At 51.1% G+C, this 19,127-nt stretch carries 16 protein-coding genes and 2 pseudogenes; 7 read left to right on the forward strand and 11 right to left on the reverse strand.

The window, feature by feature from the left end; translation table 11 throughout:
- The 3 genes from hpt to mnmG all read right to left on the reverse strand — a co-directional run bounded on the left by hpt (window position 1) and on the right by mnmG (window position 3,730).
- On the reverse strand, window positions 1–522 hold the full coding sequence (hpt, locus tag Dvar_RS31500) for a hypoxanthine phosphoribosyltransferase (RefSeq protein WP_419657093.1): 522 nt from the start codon (window positions 520–522) through the stop codon (window positions 1–3).
- 246 nt (window positions 523–768) lie between these two features.
- The gene (locus Dvar_RS31505; protein ID WP_419657094.1) at window positions 769–1,674 is read right to left on the reverse strand and encodes a DnaJ C-terminal domain-containing protein; all 906 of its coding nucleotides are present in this window, start codon (window positions 1,672–1,674) and stop codon (window positions 769–771) included.
- 181 nt (window positions 1,675–1,855) lie between these two features.
- Window positions 1,856–3,730: a tRNA uridine-5-carboxymethylaminomethyl(34) synthesis enzyme MnmG gene (mnmG, locus tag Dvar_RS31510; RefSeq protein ID WP_419657095.1), complete on the reverse strand. Its 1,875-nt coding sequence runs from the start codon at window positions 3,728–3,730 to the stop codon at window positions 1,856–1,858.
- Between the two features lie 80 nt (window positions 3,731–3,810).
- Here mnmG and Dvar_RS31515 point away from each other — a divergent pair, with 80 nt between their 5' ends.
- Window positions 3,811–4,743 (forward strand): TIGR01212 family radical SAM protein, encoded by a 933-nt coding sequence (locus Dvar_RS31515; RefSeq protein ID WP_419657096.1) that lies wholly within the window; start codon window positions 3,811–3,813, stop codon window positions 4,741–4,743.
- A 135-nt stretch (window positions 4,744–4,878) separates the two neighbouring features.
- On the opposite strand, the gene Dvar_RS31520 is transcribed toward Dvar_RS31515, so the two are convergent.
- The gene (locus tag Dvar_RS31520) at window positions 4,879–6,828 is read right to left on the reverse strand and encodes a methyl-accepting chemotaxis protein (protein ID WP_419657097.1); all 1,950 of its coding nucleotides are present in this window, start codon (window positions 6,826–6,828) and stop codon (window positions 4,879–4,881) included.
- 184 nt (window positions 6,829–7,012) lie between these two features.
- Between Dvar_RS31520 and Dvar_RS31525 the strand changes: the two are divergent.
- Window positions 7,013–7,219 (forward strand): annotated as a pseudogene (locus tag Dvar_RS31525) (DUF2202 domain-containing protein); the annotation flags it as partial.
- On the opposite strand, the gene Dvar_RS31530 reads toward Dvar_RS31525, so the two are convergent.
- Window positions 7,197–8,012 carry an ABC transporter substrate-binding protein gene (locus tag Dvar_RS31530; RefSeq protein ID WP_419657098.1) on the reverse strand — a complete coding sequence of 272 codons (816 nt, stop codon included), beginning with the start codon at window positions 8,010–8,012 and terminating at the stop codon, window positions 7,197–7,199. The pseudogene Dvar_RS31525 and the gene Dvar_RS31530 sit on opposite strands and share 23 nt — an antisense overlap.
- 114 nt (window positions 8,013–8,126) lie before the next feature.
- Here Dvar_RS31530 and Dvar_RS31535 point away from each other — a divergent pair.
- The 3 genes and pseudogenes from Dvar_RS31535 to Dvar_RS31545 all read left to right on the forward strand — a co-directional run.
- Window positions 8,127–8,851, forward strand: a pseudogene (locus Dvar_RS31535) (transposase); the annotation flags it as partial.
- A gap of 521 nt (window positions 8,852–9,372) precedes the next feature.
- Window positions 9,373–10,335: a thiamine pyrophosphate-dependent dehydrogenase E1 component subunit alpha gene (locus Dvar_RS31540; protein ID WP_419657099.1), complete on the forward strand. Its 963-nt coding sequence runs from the start codon at window positions 9,373–9,375 to the stop codon at window positions 10,333–10,335.
- 33 nt (window positions 10,336–10,368) lie between these two features.
- On the forward strand, window positions 10,369–11,349 hold the full coding sequence (locus Dvar_RS31545) for an alpha-ketoacid dehydrogenase subunit beta (protein WP_419657100.1): 981 nt from the start codon (window positions 10,369–10,371) through the stop codon (window positions 11,347–11,349).
- Between the two features lie 103 nt (window positions 11,350–11,452).
- Here the strand turns inward: Dvar_RS31545 and Dvar_RS31550 are convergent, their stop codons facing one another.
- The 6 genes from Dvar_RS31550 to Dvar_RS31575 all read right to left on the reverse strand — a co-directional run bounded on the left by Dvar_RS31550 (window position 11,453) and on the right by Dvar_RS31575 (window position 16,899).
- Window positions 11,453–12,625: an LbtU family siderophore porin gene (locus Dvar_RS31550; RefSeq protein ID WP_419657101.1), complete on the reverse strand. Its 1,173-nt coding sequence runs from the start codon at window positions 12,623–12,625 to the stop codon at window positions 11,453–11,455.
- A 302-nt stretch (window positions 12,626–12,927) separates the two neighbouring features.
- Entirely contained in the window at window positions 12,928–13,434 is a 507-nt protein-coding gene (locus Dvar_RS31555; RefSeq protein WP_419657102.1) for a metal-dependent transcriptional regulator, read from the reverse strand.
- 55 nt (window positions 13,435–13,489) lie between these two features.
- Complete coding sequence (locus Dvar_RS31560) at window positions 13,490–13,876, reverse strand: hypothetical protein (protein ID WP_419657103.1); 387 nt, start codon at window positions 13,874–13,876, stop codon at window positions 13,490–13,492.
- A gap of 235 nt (window positions 13,877–14,111) precedes the next feature.
- The gene (locus Dvar_RS31565) at window positions 14,112–14,579 is read right to left on the reverse strand and encodes a hypothetical protein (RefSeq protein ID WP_419657104.1); all 468 of its coding nucleotides are present in this window, start codon (window positions 14,577–14,579) and stop codon (window positions 14,112–14,114) included.
- A 14-nt stretch (window positions 14,580–14,593) separates the two neighbouring features.
- Window positions 14,594–15,913 (reverse strand): DUF2201 family putative metallopeptidase, encoded by a 1,320-nt coding sequence (locus Dvar_RS31570; RefSeq protein ID WP_419657105.1) that lies wholly within the window; start codon window positions 15,911–15,913, stop codon window positions 14,594–14,596.
- Window positions 15,914–15,915: 2 nt separating this feature from the next.
- Complete coding sequence (locus tag Dvar_RS31575) at window positions 15,916–16,899, reverse strand: AAA family ATPase (RefSeq protein WP_419657106.1); 984 nt, start codon at window positions 16,897–16,899, stop codon at window positions 15,916–15,918.
- Between the two features lie 407 nt (window positions 16,900–17,306).
- Here Dvar_RS31575 and Dvar_RS31580 point away from each other — a divergent pair, with 407 nt between their 5' ends.
- Entirely contained in the window at window positions 17,307–17,555 is a 249-nt protein-coding gene (locus Dvar_RS31580) for a hypothetical protein (protein WP_419657107.1), read from the forward strand.
- Window positions 17,556–18,080: 525 nt separating this feature from the next.
- A complete protein-coding gene (locus tag Dvar_RS31585) occupies window positions 18,081–19,112 on the forward strand; it encodes a methyltransferase (protein WP_419657108.1) in 1,032 nt (343 codons plus the stop codon).
- Window positions 19,113–19,127: the final 15 nt, after the last annotated feature.

Here is a 19,127-nt window from a genome sequence, read left to right on the forward strand (position 1 = left end):
CTAAAGTTTCAAATGGTAAATTTCCGGTAGATTCCTGTAATCCTCCGCATAGTCCAAGCCATACCCGACGAGGAAACCTTCCTGCACAGCGACACAGGCATAATCAACCGTTATCGCCGTTTCTCTCCGTTCGCTTTTGTCAACCATGGCGCACACCTTAACACTTTTTGGACCAAAATTCTGCAGGTGGCGGATCAGATGAGTCAGGGTCAGGCCGGTATCGACGATATCCTCGACCAGGAGCACATCTTTACCGCGAATATCAATGTCGATATCTTTTTTCAATACGATCTTCTCTGAAGATATTGTATCGGCACCATAGCTAGAAGCTTGAATAAAATCGATTTTTATATTTTCCAAATTTATTTGGCGAACCAGATCAGCGAGAAAAAGAAAAGCCCCTTTTAGGACACCAATAAGCACCAGTTCACGCCCCTTGTAATCAGTGGAAATGGCTTTGGCAGTTCTGGATAGTTGGCGTTGGATCTCATCTTTCCCAATAACAGGTATGAATTCAGGCATATATATTCAGTATTCACTACCCTTTTATTAACGGGCAGGCGTTTGTCCCTCATAGTATAAAATAAGCAACAGGAATCATGGAAGCTTGTAAAAAAGCGCTGAGTGGATACCGTCACTGACAAGTTGGCGGATTCATGTCCATCAGTGTTGAGCTTCGAGAGGGAATAAATGCAAGTAATAATCCAAGCTTATCAAATAATCAAAAAAATACCTTAACTAGTGATAGATGTCAATGAATTTAATTTGTTACATGCCTGTGGCGGCCAGCTTTTTAACTAATTTTTTCTGTTCGCTGGTCAATTTTTTGGGAACATCAACGGCTACGGTTACGTAAAGATCACCCTTGGTGTGTTCTTTCATCTTAGGCAGACCATGCCCGGCCAGACGCATGCGGGTTTTATGCCGAGTCCCTGGTGGAATTTTTAAATTTAACTCTCCCCCCTCAATGGTGGCAACGGCAACCTGGGTGCCTAAAAGAGACTCACTGAGCCGAATCGTCACGGTTGTATTCAGGTCGTAATTTTCAGCGGAAAAAACGGGATCAGCGATGACCTTGGCCTGGATAAACAAATCACCGGGAGCCCCCCCATAACTGCTTTGTTCCCCTTTTCCTGATAAACGGAGCTTCTTACCGCTGATCATGCCCGGCGGAATTTTTACGGTGATGTTTTCCGTCCGGCCCTGATGCTGGAAGGTCACACTTTTGTTCGCACCGCTGGCCACCTCCTGCAAGGTCAAGGGCAATTCGTACACAAGGTCCGATCCTTTAGGGGGTGCCTGGCGTCGCTGGCGCCCACCAAAAGGGCTTCCCCCAAAGGGTGATCCACCGCCAAATGAAAACCGCATACCTTGGCCACCGAATCCAAACTCTTTGAGAATATCTCCCAGATCAGCATTTCTAAAGATATCCTCTTGAGAATAACGCTGATGAAAATCCGTTGATCCAAAGGTATCGTATTGCTGACGTTTCTCTTTATCACTGAGAACAGCATAGGCTTCACTGACCTTTTTGAACATTTCCTCTGCGTGCTTATCACCCTTTGAATGATCTGGATGATATTTCATCGCCAGTTTACGGTAGGCCTTTTTTATCTCAGCGTCTGTGGCGGTTTTGGATACACCCAATATCTGGTAATAGTCCTGTTGGGACATGGCTGACTTTGCTCCCTTATTTTTTGTTAATTTCAACACATGGTTGAATTTTCATCAATCATTCGATTTGACGATACAAAATAAGGTGTTAGAATTTCGATGTCAAGCAACTGAACAGTTCCTGATTGGGATGAATGCAATCCGTTTGCCCCTAATCGATGTCGGTCATGCAACCGGGGAATCAGCTATTTTTCCATACGCGCAAGTACACCATGAGAACGGAAATCGCCGCCGGCGTGATGCCTTCAATGCGGCTGGCCTGTCCCAGTGAGGCGGGCCTTACAGCGGTGAGTTTTTCCTTAAGCTCGCTGGAGAGGCCGTGAACAGAGGCATAGTCCAGGTTTTCGGGCAATTTGACCTGCTCCAGATGCCTGAACCGTTCGATCTCCTGCAACTGACGCTGAATATACCCCTCGTATTTGATTTCAATCTCCACTTGCCGGGTAACAGACCGGGGCAATGGGGGGGTGACCGGTGCCAGCGTTTCTACGGTATGGTAATCCAGCTCCGCCCGTTTGAGTAGCTGCGACAGATGAACACCGTTATCGATGGGCCGCGTTGCTCGCTTTTCCAGGTAGGTGTTGACCGCCGGTACAGGCTTGATCACCGTCTTTTTGACGCGCTTGATTTCCGCTGCGATCTGCGCTTTGCGCTGCTGGTTGTCCTTGACCGTATCGGTATCCACCAACCCCAGTTCATGGCCGATCTCAGAAAGCCGCAGATCGGCGTTATCCTCCCTTAGCATCAGCCGGTATTCGGCTCGCGAGGTGAACATACGGTAGGGCTCGCGGGTCCCTCGGGTGACCAGGTCATCCACCATCACGGCCATGTAAGCCTGGCTGCGATCCAGGATGAACGGCGGCCGCTTTTGAACCGCGCAGGCGGCATTGATACAGGCCCACATGCCCTGGGCCGCCGCCTCTTCATAGCCCGACGTCCCATTGATCTGGCCGGCCAGATAAAGTCCCTGAATTCGTTTGGTTTCAAGCGTCGGTCGCAGTTGCACGGGATTGATGAAATCGTACTCGATGGCATAGGCCGGCCGCATGATCTCGGCCTCCTCAAGGCCTCGCACCGACCGGACCACCTGGAGCTGAACCTCCATGGGCAGGCTGTTGCCCAGTCCCGAGGCATAGATTTCCTGGGTATCCAGTCCCTCGGGCTCAAGAATGATCTGATGACGGTCGCGGTCTGGAAAACGCACGATCTTGTCCTCGAATGACGGGCAATAACGCGCCGGTACGCCTTTAATGATACCGCTGTGCAGGGCGGAAAGGTGCAGATTGTCACGCACCAGTTGGTGAACCGCCTGGCTGGTATGACCGATGTAACTGGGCCGCTGGGGCAGGCGGTCAGCCGGCGCAGAAAAGGAAAACGGCCGGACCGGATCCTCCAGGACCTGCTCTTCAAACTGGGAAAAATCGATGGTGGTTCGATCCAGACGCGGCGGCGTACCAGTCTTCATACGCCCCAGGGTAAACCCCAGTTCCTTGAGATGAAGGGGCAGGCTGTACGCAGCAAACTCACCGGCCCGGCCGGCCTGAATGGATTTGAAACCGATGTGCACCAACCCTGAAAGAAACGTGCCTGTGGCCAGCACCACGCAGGGTGCCTGAAAACCAAATCCCGTGTGATCCTCAACGCCGCACACCCGATCTTTGTCAACGATCAGACGTTCCACCAGGGCTTGCTTGAGGTCCAGATTGGGTTGGCTCTCCACCACTTTTTTCATGGCCGTGTGATAACGGCCCTTATCATTTTGCGTACGGGTGGACTGAACCGCCGGCCCTTTTTTGGTGTTCAGGGTTTTGTACTGAATGGCCGTCAGGTCCGCCAGCTTGGCCATTTCGCCGCCCAGGGCATCGATTTCCTTGACCAGTTGCCCTTTGGCCATGCCGCCGATGGAGGGACTGCACGGCATGGCGGCAACCTTGTCCAAATCGATAGCCAGCAGCAAGACCCGGCAGCCCATGCGGGACGCGGCCAGCGCCCCTTCACACCCGGCATGCCCACCGCCAACAACGATGATGTCGTATTTTTTCTGATAAATTCCCATTAATCCACTGTCAGTTCTTTTACTTTTCAAATGGCAAACTATATAATTGAAAAATTACTAAGGTCAAGGACCGGATTGTCATGCAAAAAAAACCCTATCGGGATCTGAATACATACTTTCGAAGCCTGTTCGGCAGCCGGGTGCATAAGGTCACCGTGGATGCCGGCCTCACCTGTCCCAACCGGGACGGGACCCTGTCCACCGGTGGCTGCATCTATTGCAATGCCAAGGGCTCCGGAACCGGTGCCCATCAAAAGGGGATTTCCATCACCCAGCAGATCGAACGCAGCAAAGTCCGAATCGCCCGCCGTTTCAAAACCAACAAGTTGATGGCTTATTTTCAGGCCTTTACCAACACCTATGCGCCGGTTGCGCATCTTAAGGCGCTCTGGGACGAAGCGCTGGCCGTTGACGGTGTGGTGGGCCTTGCCATCGGCACCCGGCCGGACTGTGTTGAACCGTCGGTGCTCGACCTTTTGGAAAGCTATGCCCGCAGCCATTTAATCTGGATCGAATACGGTTTGCAAAGCGCCCATGACCAAACCCTGACCCGCATCAACAGAGGCCATGATTTTGCCTGCTTTGAGCGCACCGTGGCAGCCACCCGCAACCGCGGCATCAACATCTGCGCCCATGTCATTTTAGGGCTGCCCGGCGAATCCCGCCGACAAATGCTGGAAACCGCCGATGCCGTCGCAGCTCTGGGCATTGACGGTGTCAAGCTGCACCTTTTGTATGTAGTCCGAGGAACTGCGCTGGAAACTATTTACCGCCAAGGCCATTACCACCCTTTGGAACAACAGGCCTATGCTAATCTGGTCTGTGAATTTATCGAAAGGCTCCCCAAAGCGATGATCATCCAGCGTCTTACCGGAGACCCTCACCCGCACGAGTTGATCGCCCCGCAATGGTCTCTGCAAAAACGCGAAACCATGGAACTGATCGACCAGTGCTTTGCACAGAAACAAACCTGGCAGGGCAAACATTTCCGGGATAATGCCCGCACGCTTTGAATGCTATGCTATACCAGCCCATTGGATTTTCTTTCTCCGATCGGCCATGGGAAAAAAGAACGCCCGGCAACGCTTCCCCCAAACGGGACGTTGCCGGGCGTTGTGTCATTTTATGACGGATTCGTTACAAAACCGTCAAATCTTAAATTGATTTACAATCTCTTTCAGTTGAGACGCCATTTGATTTAATTGGGCGGCATTGCTAGTGACCTGACCGCTGGCCGTTGATATATCATTGGCTTCGTTATTGACCTGGGTAATATTCTGGGTAATGTCACCGGCAACGGTGGAACTTTGATTCACATTTTCATTCACCTCCTGAAGTCCGTCGGAGGCTTGGGCGATGTTATCGGCAATTTCCCTCATGGATACGGATTGTTCCTCAACGGCTGTGGCGATGGTCCCGACGATATCGTCAATATTACCGATAATACCTGAAATTTTATCTATATCGGTAACCGTCACCTCAGTGGTGGATTGAACTTCTTCGATCTGTCTTTTGATATCCAGGGTGGCCTCTGCCGTTTGTTTGGCCAACTCTTTGATTTCATTGGCCACTACCGCAAATCCTTTCCCTGCCTCCCCGGCCCGGGCCGCCTCGATGGTCGCGTTCAATGCCAGAAGGTTGGTCTGCTCGGAAATTTCCGTAATGGTCTCCGTTACCTTCCCAATGGCCTGGGCGGCGTTGCCCAAGGTATTCATTTTTTCCGACGTCTTCTTTGACTGTCCCACGGCCTGATTGGAAATATCCCTGGCCCGTTCTGCATTTTGGGCAATTTCAGCAATGGTAGCGCTCATCTCCCCTGCGGCGCTGCTGACCATGGACGTGTTGGTGGATGACTGTTCCATGGCCGCTGCCACGGTGTTCAGGTTGGCGCTCATCTCCTCGGCGGCGCTCGACACGTTGCTCGCCCGACTGGCAGTATTGTCAGCACTGTCTTTTAGCTGCAATGCGATGGAATTCAGTTCGCCTGAAGCATTGTCCACATTTTCGGTGTTTTCGCGAATCTGCCGGATCATGCCTTGCAGTTTTTCAATGAAGGTATTAAACCAGTGGGCCATTTGTCCCGCCTCGTCTTTGCTGTTGACGGCAAGGCGCATGGTCAAATCCCCCTCTCCATGGGCGATATCCTTCAGGTTGCCAATGGCTTGGTTGATGGGCTGAACCATCAGTTTGGAGATAAAGAAGATGACGCCGATGGCAACGACAACGCAAACGGTGCCCAGGAGCAGGGCGATCCATCGAATTCGGTGAACAGGCCCCATGAATTCGTCCGCCGAAACGGCTGCCGCGACAATGAGTTGCCGTTTGTCGTAAGAATTGAAATAGACCACCCACTCTTTTCCATCCTGAATATACGACAGGTGACCGTTTTTCATCTCCAGCATCTTTTGGCCCCAATCCGTCTCGGCGATATTCTCTTTGAAAATCATTTCTGTATTCGGGTGGGCAACGTATGTACCGTCTTCGTCTACCATGAACAAATATCCAGTTTGCCCCAACTTGAATTTACTGATGGCATCATCGGAAAACACATTGAGTTCAATGGGATTGCCCGTCATACCAAGAAACTCACCATTATTTCCCATGACGGGTGCGGAAATGAGCACCACAGGATGGCCCGAAGCCGGGGATTTTGAGACCCGGGAAACCGCCAGTTGTCCGGACTTGTTAAGATCGATATATTTTTTAAAAGGCGGAAGGTCCCCCAGCACCAGGCCAATGGTTTTCCCCCCCACAGCATCAATAACGACATTGGTGGTATGGTCTGTAATGAATATATTTTCATAGACCGGGGATGCCTTTTTGATTTCATTGACAAATGCCTGCGCCGTTTCACGCCCGTTGCCCTTTGCGGCTTCGACAAAGACAGGATTCTTGCTAAAAAGAACGCCTTCGCGAATACGGTCCTCGAACCATCGTTGCATTTCCCCCATGGTCTTTCCCACCAGTTTTTTCATCATGACTTCCTGGCTGGTAAAAACCGCTTTGGCACCCTGCAAATAGGTCATCCATGCAACGAAACCGATAGATAAAACGACAATGGGAACAAGTGTCACAAGCAGTTTGCTACGGAACTTCATTTTGCCTCCCGATCTAATGCGATTCACGGTTTGAAAATATGTTCATAAAAACAACCATCGCAAACCAGCTGGATGGAAACACCATTTTGACTCTGGAAAAAGCAGTCGTGTCAGCTGGTACAATGTCTTTTTATCGGTACTATTTCACTTTAATTAAGTTTTTTTAAAGTCGGAACGATATAACCAACTGGTTGCAGCTGGGATGGAGAATTATTGTGAAGCACTTCAGGTTGGAATTGATATTGAAAAACTTGATATTATCGATATTGAGGCTGTATTAGAAGATGTAACCACGCAGGATTTGGTAACCGTTTTGAATCATCTTCTCATCGGTCCGATTGCCGGGGCGTTTTTATATTCTGGTCCCTTCACTCCAACGGCCCCGGTTTGATGATGTTTTTACCAGCCTGTTTCAAAAGGTCTTCCGGTATTTCGATGCCGAATTGCTTTGCTTTTACCAAATCGAACGCCACACCAAACGCATCGACTTCTTCGGGTAATACTTCTTTTACAGCAGCACCGTCGAGCAATCGGCTGATGATTTTTGCGGTCTGTTTTCCGATTCCTTCGGTGGTGGGGAAAATGGACATGGTTGCCCCGCGTTGTTCCATCACATCCATTTTATTCAGACCGACGAGTGGCTTTGTCGACAACTCGTACACATTTTTGGGGAAAAAGGGTTGTGAGGCAAGCTGGTCATTTGGACTTAAAAACAAATCCACTTTCTGATCGAGTTCCTTGATGTGTTTTTTAGACTCCATCGCCATGCGGATCATCCCGCCTTTGCTTTCCACAAAAGGAACCGATCGGAAAAAGATCTCACAGCCATGACACTGTGCATTATTTTCCAGGTAGTCACGAAGCCAATTGTTGTAGCCACGGGATTGGGGCATATCGGCATAGATCAGTCCGATTTTTCTGGCCTCCGGCATCACTCGCTTTACAAAATTGATTCTTTCCGCAACAGGTATGGCATAGGTAACGCCGGTAAAATTATGCGTTGGCGGGCTGACAAAATCATCAATAACGCCAGCACCCACCGGATCGGTCACGCATGAGAAAACAATTTTTTCATATTCGGGATCATCCAAGATGTTTTCCTTGAGGGCAATCGTTCCGATAGTGCCAAAAACCGCGACCAGGTCGTAACGGTTTCCCTCCTCTATCAACAAAATTCTTTTCACCCTGCCTTTGTAATGGTCAATGGAGTATAGGGGCTGTTTCTAAAAAAAGCCTTAACATTTTTACTCAGTTATGCTGGTATGCCCAGCATGAGAAGACATGAGATATCAGATGAGAAATGGAAAATTATAGGCCCTTTGCTGGTTCGTGAAAAAAAGGATCCGCGTGGCAGACCGCCTAAAGACGACCGATTAATGTTTAACGGAATTCTTTGGATCATGAAAACAGGAGCTCCTTGGCGCGATTTGCCTGAATCGTTCGGCCCATGGCAGACCGTTTACAAACGGTTTGCCATGTGGGCCAAATTGGCCATTTGGGATGACATCCTCTTGGTGGTATCGAAGGATGCCGACTTAGAATCGATCATGATCGACGCTTCTTATGTAAAGGTCCACCAGCATGGGACCGGCGCAAAAGGGGGCACTTCAATCAGGACATCGGCCGAAGCGCGGGTGGCCTGACAACTAAAGTCCATGCTTTGGTAGACGCATTGGGCAATCCTTTGCGTATTGGTTTGACCGGTGGAAACGTTCACGACATTGTTCCAGCTCCGGATTTGGTTTCCAGCCAATCGGCTGATAACCTTCTCGGGGATAAAGCCTATGACGCAGATCAGTTCATTGCTCAGGTGCAATCTCAGGGAATAAAGATTGTAATCCCGCCCAAACGCAACAGACAAGAAATGCGGGATTACGACCGCCATATTTACAAAGAGCGGCATCTGGTGGAATGCTTTTTTGCCAAGATTAAACAATGCCGTCGTGTTGCCACTCGTTATGAAAAATTGGCCCTAACATTTAAAGCCGTTGTCATGATAGCTGCTTGCTTGGTTTGGTTAGATTGATTTTTTTAGAAACAGCCCCTAATTTGAATGAAAAATTTTTATCCTGAACATATCCCAACCTTGATAATTCGGATATCGTGAAATCAAAGGCACTTTGATAAGGCTCGCCCAGCTCGGACAGAATCACAAGCATGCTGTGCTGATTTGCCAGGCACTGGACATCCCCAGGCCCCCAAAAAGAGCAAAACAGAAACAATAAGCAAAAAATGGATAGACGCTTTTTCATTTTTCATATCGTCCGATCAAAAAAGAGGACCTCATAACTTGGCCGAACATTTAAATTGCTGTTTAATTTATATTCATAACAAACCAGAACGGAAATCTCAATTGGCCTGTGCAGGAAAAAAACAAAGGGCGCGGGCCAGGCTGCGGATAGAATATTGTCTAAAACCGAACCTGCTTATCCAGTGACAAAGCCACTGATGTGGTGGTAGAATAACAAATATTGTTTGTCTTTACAGCCAGCGCCCTCTTTTATCTGAACAACCCAATCCAATTTAACGCTTACAGGGGGTACCATGCAGATACCAAATGGAAAAAAGATGGAAATGCTAAGGTCGTTGCTGCTTTCCCGTAAATTTGAGGAAGAGCTGACCGAACTGTGCAAAATAGAGCGTAAAATCCCGGGCATGATGATCTTGTGCACGGGTCAGGAGGCCGTTGGGGCGGGGGTGTGTGCGGCGCTTGCCCCCGAGGACGTGATCATCACCAATCATCGCAGCCACAGCCATCTTTTGGCCAAGGGTGCCGATCCCAACGCATTGATGGCTGAAATTTTCGGCAAACGCACCGGGTGCAACAAGGGCAAAAGCGGGACACTGCACCTGGCGGTTCCCGAAGTCAATGCCCTGTGCACGACCACCGTGGTCGGCGGTGGTCCTCCCATTGCGGTCGGTACGGCCTTTGCCCAACAGTACCGGCAGGAAAAGTGGGTAACCGTCTGTTTTATCGGCGATGGCGCTGCCAACGAGGGGTCCGTTCACGAAGCACTGAATCTTGCCAGTGTCTGGGCGCTTCCGGTGATCTTTGTGTGCGAGAACAATCTTTACGCCGGTGCTCAGCGCTATGAAGAGCATACCAAATCATCAAACATCGCCGACCGGGCCGCCGGTTACGCCATGCCCGGCGTTGTGGTCGACGGCAATGATGCCCTGGCGGTCTATCAATCGGCCGTGGACGCCCGGGCGCGCGCCGTGGCCGGAGACGGCCCCACACTGATCGAATACAAAACCTACCGCTGGCGGGGTCATGGCGAAGCCGATCTCCAGCTTTACCAGCCCAAGGAAGAGATTGAGGCCTGGCAGGCCATGTGCCCGATTCCCAAGCTTCGGGGTGACATGCTTGCCCAGGGGCTGATCAGCCAGGAGGAATTAAAGGAAATGGAAAAGCGGGTTGCTTCCATTGTGCAGGATGCGATCCGCTTTGCAGAAGAGAGCCCTTATCCCGAGCCCTTCGAGGCCCTTGAGGATGTATTCGCTTAATCGATAATATTCCATCGTGAAAGGAACATCATTATGCAATCATTGGGAATGGGACAAGCCATCAATCAGGCCCTCAGAGAAGAAATGCAGCGGGACAAGGATGTATTTTTGGCCGGAGAGGGCGTTGGGGTGGGTATCCATAGCAGCCCCATGCTTCCCACCGCTGGCTTATTGGCGGATTTTGGTGCCAGCCGGGTAAAGGATACGCCCGTTTCAGAAGCAGCCATCGCAGGGCTGGCCGTAGGTGCGGCTGCGGCCGGATTGAAGCCGGTGGTGGAGATCATGTTCAATCCGTTCTTTACCCTTGCATCGGATATGATCGTCAATCATGCCGCCAAATTGCGTTATTTGTCCGGCGGTAAATCCGCTTTCCCGCTTGTGGTACGCATTAAAAGCGGTGCCGGCTTCGGTGCCGGCTGCCAGCATTCGCACAACCTGGAAGCATGGGCGGCGCATTGTCCAGGCCTGACGGTCGTCATGCCGTCCACACCGGCCGAAGCCAAAGGACTGCTCAAATCCGCAATCCGTGATCCCAATCCCGTTGTTTTTTTTGAAGACATGATGCTTTACTTTGTGCCCGGCCCGGTCCCAGAGGAAGACTATCTCACCCCTATCGGACAGGCCGACGTCAAACGCCGCGGCACCGATGTAACCGTGGTGACCTGGTCCAAAATGGTGGGCATCGCTCTCAGGGCGGCTAATACACTCGCCCAAGCGGGCGTTGAAATGGAAATCGTAGATCTGCGCACCCTCGTGCCGATGGACAAAAAGACGATCCTTGATTCGGTCAAGAAAACCGGTCGCCTGGTCGTTTTACATGAGGCCACGCGAACCGGCGGCTTTGCCGGTGAAGTGGCAGCCGTGGTGATGGAAGAAGCCTTTGAAAGTTTAAAAGCGCCCCTGCGGCGGGTGACCGGCCCGGATATTCCGGTTCCGGCCAGCCCCCCTTTGGAACAATTTTACATCCCTAACGAGGAAAAGCTGATCGTGGCGATCAAGGAAATCGTTTCGTAAGAGAGCAAAGAAAGGCCATGGGGTCGTTCCTCCTTGCCGGAGTAAAGACCGTCATGGCCTTGATTGTGTGCAATTACTGTATTGCCGCCATTGAGGTTGTTAATTAAAACTCAATCGCCAACTGGGCGGTTAATGCGGTTTCTTCGTTATCATTTTCATATTCATCCATCAGGTATTCCAGGGCCAGGGTAGTATTCTCGAAAATGCCCACACCGATAGAGCCCAGATAACGCGTCTCGGGTAGAATGTTCTGGGCATTGTCCGTGGCTTGATACGCCACGGCAAGGGTGGTTTCCTTTCCACCGATGGCGAACCCGAAACCGATTTCCAGGTTCCAGGCTGCAATTTTATCATTATTGTAATTTGTTACATCACCGGTGGTTTCATTTTGATACACCCACTCGACATCGTCCAAGGCCGTGATATATTCACCGATAAAGGTGATCGGTCCCACACCAATGATGGCATAGGCGCCAAGACCGCCGACATAGTCCTTCAGCCCGACGACGAACTCCTCATCATCCCCCACCAATTCATCTTCCACACCGGCTGTTATTTCCTCGAGCGTATCCTCCCAATTGTCGGCTTCGGTCAGGTTGTTGATGTAGCTGACCCCGACATCGACGCTGAAGGCATCGCTTTCCATCCCGAACCCGGCATTGGCGCCAAAATTATCGATGTGATCGTCACTATCATCGATTTCGTTCATGTCGCCATTGAAAATAAAGGCCGAGGCGTATAACCCGGCGATCTCGGTACCGACCTGGAGGGCGCCTTCGCCTGTCTCGGCGATTTCCAAGGTCAGCGGATCTGAAATCATATTCGATTCGAAATTACCGAAGGGGACATAAAGTTGACCGACACGCAGGTAGAGCGGAACGGCATCCTCGCCATCGATGGTGATAAATGCTTCGTCAATGTTGACACCGTCATCCCCGTCTTCATACAGAAAAAGAATGTCACCGGAAACATGATCGACGATTTTCGCACCGATCCCCACCTCTACCGTGGCCACGGCGATATCACTACCATCGGTACTCTCACCGCCCACCGGATCTGAGGTTGTATAACCGACTTCAGCCTCTACGACACCACCGATGGTGATCCGTTGGGCCCATTCAGCCAGAGCTCCTTCTTCCTCTGTTTGTAGTTTCTCCTCCAGTTGCTTCACGCGTTGCGACAATTCATGATTCGACATCACCTCTGCAATGGCCAATGGAATATTCACCACTGCATACAGAAGCAAGAACAGCAATACCCACGTCATCTTTTTCATCTTTTCACTCCTCAATAGTTAAATAATGTTAATTATCTTTTGTTTATCGCGTAAAGTTTTTTTCAACTAACTTTATAGGCGACAAACAGCCCTCCATCTTGCGATGTTATCGTTTATGATCGCAGGACAAAACCAAAACGCGGTCCGCACCGTTTTTCACAACAACGGTATTGTCAATGGATTTTCAAATCAGTTTGCTTTCGTTCGTTGGGGATTTGATCCTTAGGGCATGATTACGAACAGCAAGAAAACACCGAGCAATGCGCACCATGGATATGTGTTCTCGCTTGTCCGCTTGTGCATCATCGTGGTTCTACTCTTTTTTTTGTAATTGATTTCACTTGTCTTTCTGACCCCTCCGGCACCGAAGAATCGTTCATCTGAGACATTTTGGCCATGAAACGGCGCATGTATTCCACGACGGTATCTTCAACTACATGACCAAGACACTTCGCCGCCTGGTACGACGACGGTTTATCCATCAACAACACTTCTGTCATAAAACGGAAAAGAACACGATTGCGCCATGAAACATTTTCGGCAATTTGCCTCCCCATACGGGTCAATGTCACCGGATGATAGGGCCAATAGTTGATGAATTTTAGATCTCTCAGCTTTTTCAGGGCCCCGGAAACCGATCCTTTGCTCAATCCCAATTCGTTTGCGATATCGGTAACACGCGCCGCTCCATGGCTGTTTTCAATTTTTAAAATCGCTTCCAAATAATGATCACACTTATTCTTGCCTGGTAAATTACTGCTGCCTGACGCGAATTTCTGTCTAACCGTCTGTCTCCTTGCTGGTGGCATGCATGTGCCCTGGCATAGCCCCAATATGCATAGTTAAGGCTATTATAAACAAACCTCATTCATAATAGGCCGCCAGCGATTTAAAAGGCGCCTGATCGCGAAAAATCAACCCCCCTCTTTGCGCATCACCGGCGATCATATCGGCCGTGAACAGGGTCACCACCTGTTGTTGTATACAAAGCACATAATAATCGTTCTTGAACAACTCGATCCGGTAGAGTGTTTTCGGCTTTGATTCTCCCTTGTAAGTATCGGCAGACAAATACACCGTTCGCCCATCGTTTTGAACACGGTTCAATGCCTGGGCAATGACTCGCCGGATCTCTTTGCTGGTGCGGCGCTTTCGTTTTACCGCCGGATCGGGGACCCTGTTTTTATACGAGTTGACTGTATGTGCCCCAATCGTCCAGTTACTTCTCGTTCGTTTTCCGATTTTGGCCATAATTTTGCGTCCTTTCTGTCAAAAGGGATTGTATATAGGACTTCATGAACAGATGATTCCCTGTATACACCCTCCCAGCTTATCGCACCGACGCCTCAACCGAGGCGGAGCAAAAAGGGCCGCAAGTCGTAAGGTGTTCTAATTTTTATTAGAGCAATCTATTTTTTGTAGAGATGGCTCTTACAGCAATTTACTTGGGTTTGTCAACCTGTTTTCAATGAGAGTGGCTGGGTTTTCAGGATGCTTTTTCGATTGCCGTCAAAAAACGTTGCGCCGCCACCACTGGCGCCATGCACCTTTTGGTTGCAGACGTCATATCCAGACGGCCCTCGGATTCAAATGCGCTGTTGGCATAGGCTGTCAAAAGGGCATCCTCATAGGCCTGGCGAAGTTTTAGAAACGAGTCCTCAATTTCAGGATAGTCGTTGCCCTGGCGCATGGGCAGCATCAACGTTTCCCGGCAGTGACCGGTCTTGTGAGAAGGAGAACACAAATCATATACCTGGGTCGGCGCCTCCCGGCCGCGTTCCTTGGTTCCCGGCCACACATAGTGCTGACCGGCATCCGGCGGTTTGGGAATGGTGCTGGTGATTCTCACCATGGGAACGGCCAGTTCGACTTCAAAATCCTCCAGGGTCATCGCATAATATAATTTGGGACGCAGGTGCCCGGCCCGCTTATGGATTTTCCATTCAATGCGCATGCGTACTCCTTTTCTTATTTGATATGAACGCGCTCCCCAAATGGCGCACGCATGGCCTCATCGCCGATGGTCGCCCAGAGCACCGGGTAATCGGGTTCATCGGGAAACCGGTTGCAGGCCAGATCGGTCAGATAGATCATGCAAAGGGGTGAAATCCCATGCTGCGCGACCCAGTCAAAAGCCGGTCTGAAGTCCGTACCCCCACCGCCCATGGGTGTCACGGTAAGCGGCAAATCCTGGCGCTCTAAATTTTCCGCCCGGGCCACCTGCGTATCGCAGTAGAGAAGATGCACGCGTTGAACACAGGTTTCCAGAATCGCCGATAATTCAGCGGCAAACTGATCCAGTTCGCTTGCGCTGACACTGCCGGACGTGTCAATGGCAACAACGGCTTCGGGAAGGTCGCTGCTTCGCATGGCCGGTAGATAAAGCCCCTGGTGCACATATCGTCGGTTGGGCGGCATCCAGGCGTAGTCACAGCGTGCTGACGCCTGGATAAAACGGTGAAGCAACTGCCGCCAGTCCAGTTTCGGGCTGAGCAGAGTGTCGATAAAACGCGCTAATCCAGCCGGCAAATCCCCCATGGATCTGGCCCGTGTTGCAGCCTGAGCCAAATTGATGCGCCACTGACTTTCATCCGCTGTTTCCTCACCCATACCGCCGGCCCCCGCTTCGGGCGGCGGGGCATCCCGGACTTCTCCGGAACGGCCCGGATCACCCTGGGAGGACGCCTGCTGATCCGGATTTTCCCTTTGGCTGTCCGGTGTTCCCATAGCATCGGCGTCATCTATGGCCGCATCGGTTTCCTCATGAGGTTGCTGGTGACCTGGACCTGCGGCATCATCGGGAAGATCGATGGGCTCACCATCATGGGAAGAATGCTTCTCATGGGGGTTGTCGGAGGCCTCCGATTTCTTGCCTGAGCGCTCCGATTCAAGACGGACATAAATCTCATCGGCGGTCTTGCCACGCAGTTTGGGATCATCCAGAAAACCATCGGGCAGCACCAGCCCCGCCTCCAGCAGAATCCAATTGATCGCGTAATCGCAAGCCATGTTCCACATGCCGGGATCACGTCCATTGCGCCGCAGATGATGGCGGCAGACCGGGTGCATGACCACGTGGCTGACCAATCCCTTGAGTTTTTCGAAAGGCAGGATTTTTACATAATGTGGATTGTATGCGAGGATTTTACCGTTCGTCCACGCTGTATCGCATTTGCCATCTTCCACAAGTTTCATCCGTAGGGCCAGGTGACCGAAAAATGGATGCTCCAATACCAGCGCTGCCCGTGCACGAATGACGTCTCGATATGTTTCGGTACGGATAGTCATCGTCAAATCAAAACATCGGCATGCGCCACCGCCCATGAATTAAAATCCGGTGTCTGCACAATGGCGCTGTTGAGTCTGGCCGCATCGCGCACCAACAGGACGCTGAACTCCGGCGGTAATCGTTTGGCATAGGTCATCATCCGGGGCAGGTTCGACATATCTGTCCGTTGAGAAAGCAGTTCGCAAACCGCATACAACGTTGCCGGATCATCGGGTACCTCGGCTGTTTCCGGGGATTCCAGCAAGGTCTCCGGATCCGGGAGGTTGTGATAAATCCGTAAAAACCCACAGAACTCAGCTGCCGCCCCTTCCCCGACCACACCGGCGATCAACTCCAAGTCAGGGACGGCCTGGTGTTTTTGGTTCATGATGCGCGAGACAAATTCCCAGGAACGGGGCGTGGGAAAAGCCTTGTCGTCCTTCTGGTGATCGAAGGCATGCAAAAGCGTGGGACGAAAACGAATAAAGGCCGTCACTTCCGGGGCGATGTCGTTACCTTGAGCCCAGGTCAGCCATTCGTTTGCATCCACATCGAAATCAAGATGAACGAAGCGATTGGCCAGGGCCGAGGGCATACGGTGGGTAACGGCCCGGTCGGTTTCCCGATTTCCGGCAGCGACGATACTCCAGCCGTCGGGAAGCCGGTATTCGCCCAAGCGCCGATCCAGCACCAGTTGATAACAGGCGGCCTGTACCAGGGGCGGCGCGGCGTTGAGTTCATCCAGAAAAAGGATGCCTTTACCGTCCACGGGTAAAAACTCAGGCGGACACCAGCAGGCACGCCGGTTGTTATCGATATGGGGCAGCCCCCGCAGATCTACCGGATCCAGCAAAACGGCGCGGACGTCCACAAGGCTTAGCCCCTGTTTCCGGGCCACCAGGGCGACCACCTGACTTTTCCCCACACCGGGCGCCCCCCAAATGAACACCGGCTGGCGGACGTCGATCAGGGTTTTCAGGGTGTTTATAATGCGCGATGGTTTCATTGTTCTCCTCATGGGCTCAGACCAAAAAAAGGCGCTAATGGCTGCCCGATAAAAGCCGCCTTGCACCTTCACTGCCTTGCGCACCGCTAACCGGCCGCGAGTCGTAAGGTCTATTTATTTATATTAGACATATCTATTTTTTACAGATCATTTACCTTTCAATACGTCGGTTGTCAATCGTTTTTTGCGATCTTCGAAATCGGCCTTAAAAAGCGAGCGTTAATTCAATCTACCGCTTGTTCTCGCGCCCTACCTGCCAACGTTTGGAACTTTTGACTTTGTTCAGGCTTTGACTGCGATTACGGATTGGCCGGCGGAGTCGGTGTTAAACTTCCATTCCAGGCAATGTGGGAATCGCTCTGAAAAAAGACTTTGCCGGATTCGGTTTAATAGGAGCCATCGATTATATGGACCTGTCCCAAAACGTCGGCGAAGATAATGATTGGGCGAAGCGGCTCCACATGGGTATCGAATTCCAACTGCCCAAGATTCTGAGCTTACGAGCGGGACTCAACCAAGGGTACGGCACTGTTGGCGCCACCATCGATATCTGGCTGGTGCGGTTGGATTTCGCCACCTACGCTGAGGAGGTGGGCGCTTATTCCGGTCAACGCAGTGATCGCCGTTACATGGGGCAGCTGTCCATCGGCTGGTAATATGCGGGGACCATTTCCTCATGAGCATTGATAATTCTTCCAGTTCGCGTACAAAATTCTCGATAACCGCCACCTATTTATCCGTCAGTCGGCTCACCTATTCATAAGAGTCCCTATCCATCTTTTCTTGATATTGCTCGTAGGCGTATTAGACCAGCTTGCCCTTGTTTGTCAGAAAAATCGGCTGTCGCGAAACACTTCAGTTAGATTTCTCGCTTTGCCATGCCTTTATTGGGCCGTATGAAACAAGCTTATCGGCCGCAATAATACACATTCGCCTGACTCCTTTTGTTCCGCAAATGATCTTTATTGTTTCGCAAATGATATTATTCGAAAGGCCCTTATGGTGTTTTTAAACAAAATTCAAACGATGCAGTTAGCAGTTAGCGGTTAACATTATAAAAGGAACTGCAAGCACGGCTAAAAACGGATTGCACAGGTCAAATTTGACAGCGCCCCCCTTTTTTAATCCGCACCCCTGTTGCAAAGGCGCACCGGTTTTACCTCGAGCTGGAGAAACACAGGATGACAACCAGTATTCACTCGCCCAATACCCCATATCCGTCCATGGCGGCATTATTTGATCTGTTGGTTGCACCGGTCAGATGGGCTGTTCTGGAAGCCGCCATGGCGCTTGGCATGGCCGACATTCTTAATGAGACATCGAATGTGGATGAAATCGCCGCAAGAATCGGCATACAGACCGACACCGCCGGCCTTGTTTACTTTCTGGACGCCATGGTGGCGCTCGGGCTGGCCGATAAAGAAAACCGGAAATACAGCAATACAGACTTCGGAGCCCATTTCCTCGATAGCAAGAGTCCGGTTTTCATGGGCGGTCTGTTAACAAACATGAAAGCCATGCAGCATAAGAATCTTTCAAAAATTGTGGACATTGTGAAAAACGGCCCGCCAGCGGTGCCGCAGACAGAAGCCTTGCAAAACGAATCCAAGTGGGAACGGGCCACCGCTCATCTGGCAGCCTATCAGCGGGCGGGCATGGGGGCCATTTGTGCGGATCTGCTTGAAACGCTCCCGGAGTTTGGCAATGTGAAAAAAATTCTGGATCTGGGCGGCGGCCCCGGGCTTATCGGTGCCGAGATTCTGCGCCGCCGTCCCGAGGCAACAGGCGTGCTGCTGGATCTGCCGGCCATCATACGTCTGGCTGAAAAGGAGCTGAAAAAAGAAGGCATGGCCGACAGGATTTCCTGTATCGCCGGTGATTACAATGAGACGCCCCTGGGCAGCGGCTATGACCTGATCTGGGCCAGCCACAACCTTTATTACGTCAAAGAGCGGGTTTCCTTTTTTCAGCGCGTCAAGCAGTCGCTCGCCCCCAATGGCGTTTTGGTCTGCCTGCACGAAGGATTGACCGGTGAACGGACGGCGCCGTCCAATATTGTCTTGATGCGGCTTTCCCTGTCTCTGGAAGGGCAGGATTTTTCATTTGCCAAGGGAGAAATTGCCGCCTGCCTGACGCAGGCCGGTTTTAAAGAGGTGAATTCAACGATGCTTGATTTGCCTGCGGGACAGGCTGAACTGGTTGTAGCCAGGTAAAGGGATTCAAGAGAG

The organism is Desulfosarcina variabilis str. Montpellier, assembly GCF_048565275.1.
Classification (GTDB): domain Bacteria; phylum Desulfobacterota; class Desulfobacteria; order Desulfobacterales; family Desulfosarcinaceae; genus Desulfosarcina; species Desulfosarcina variabilis.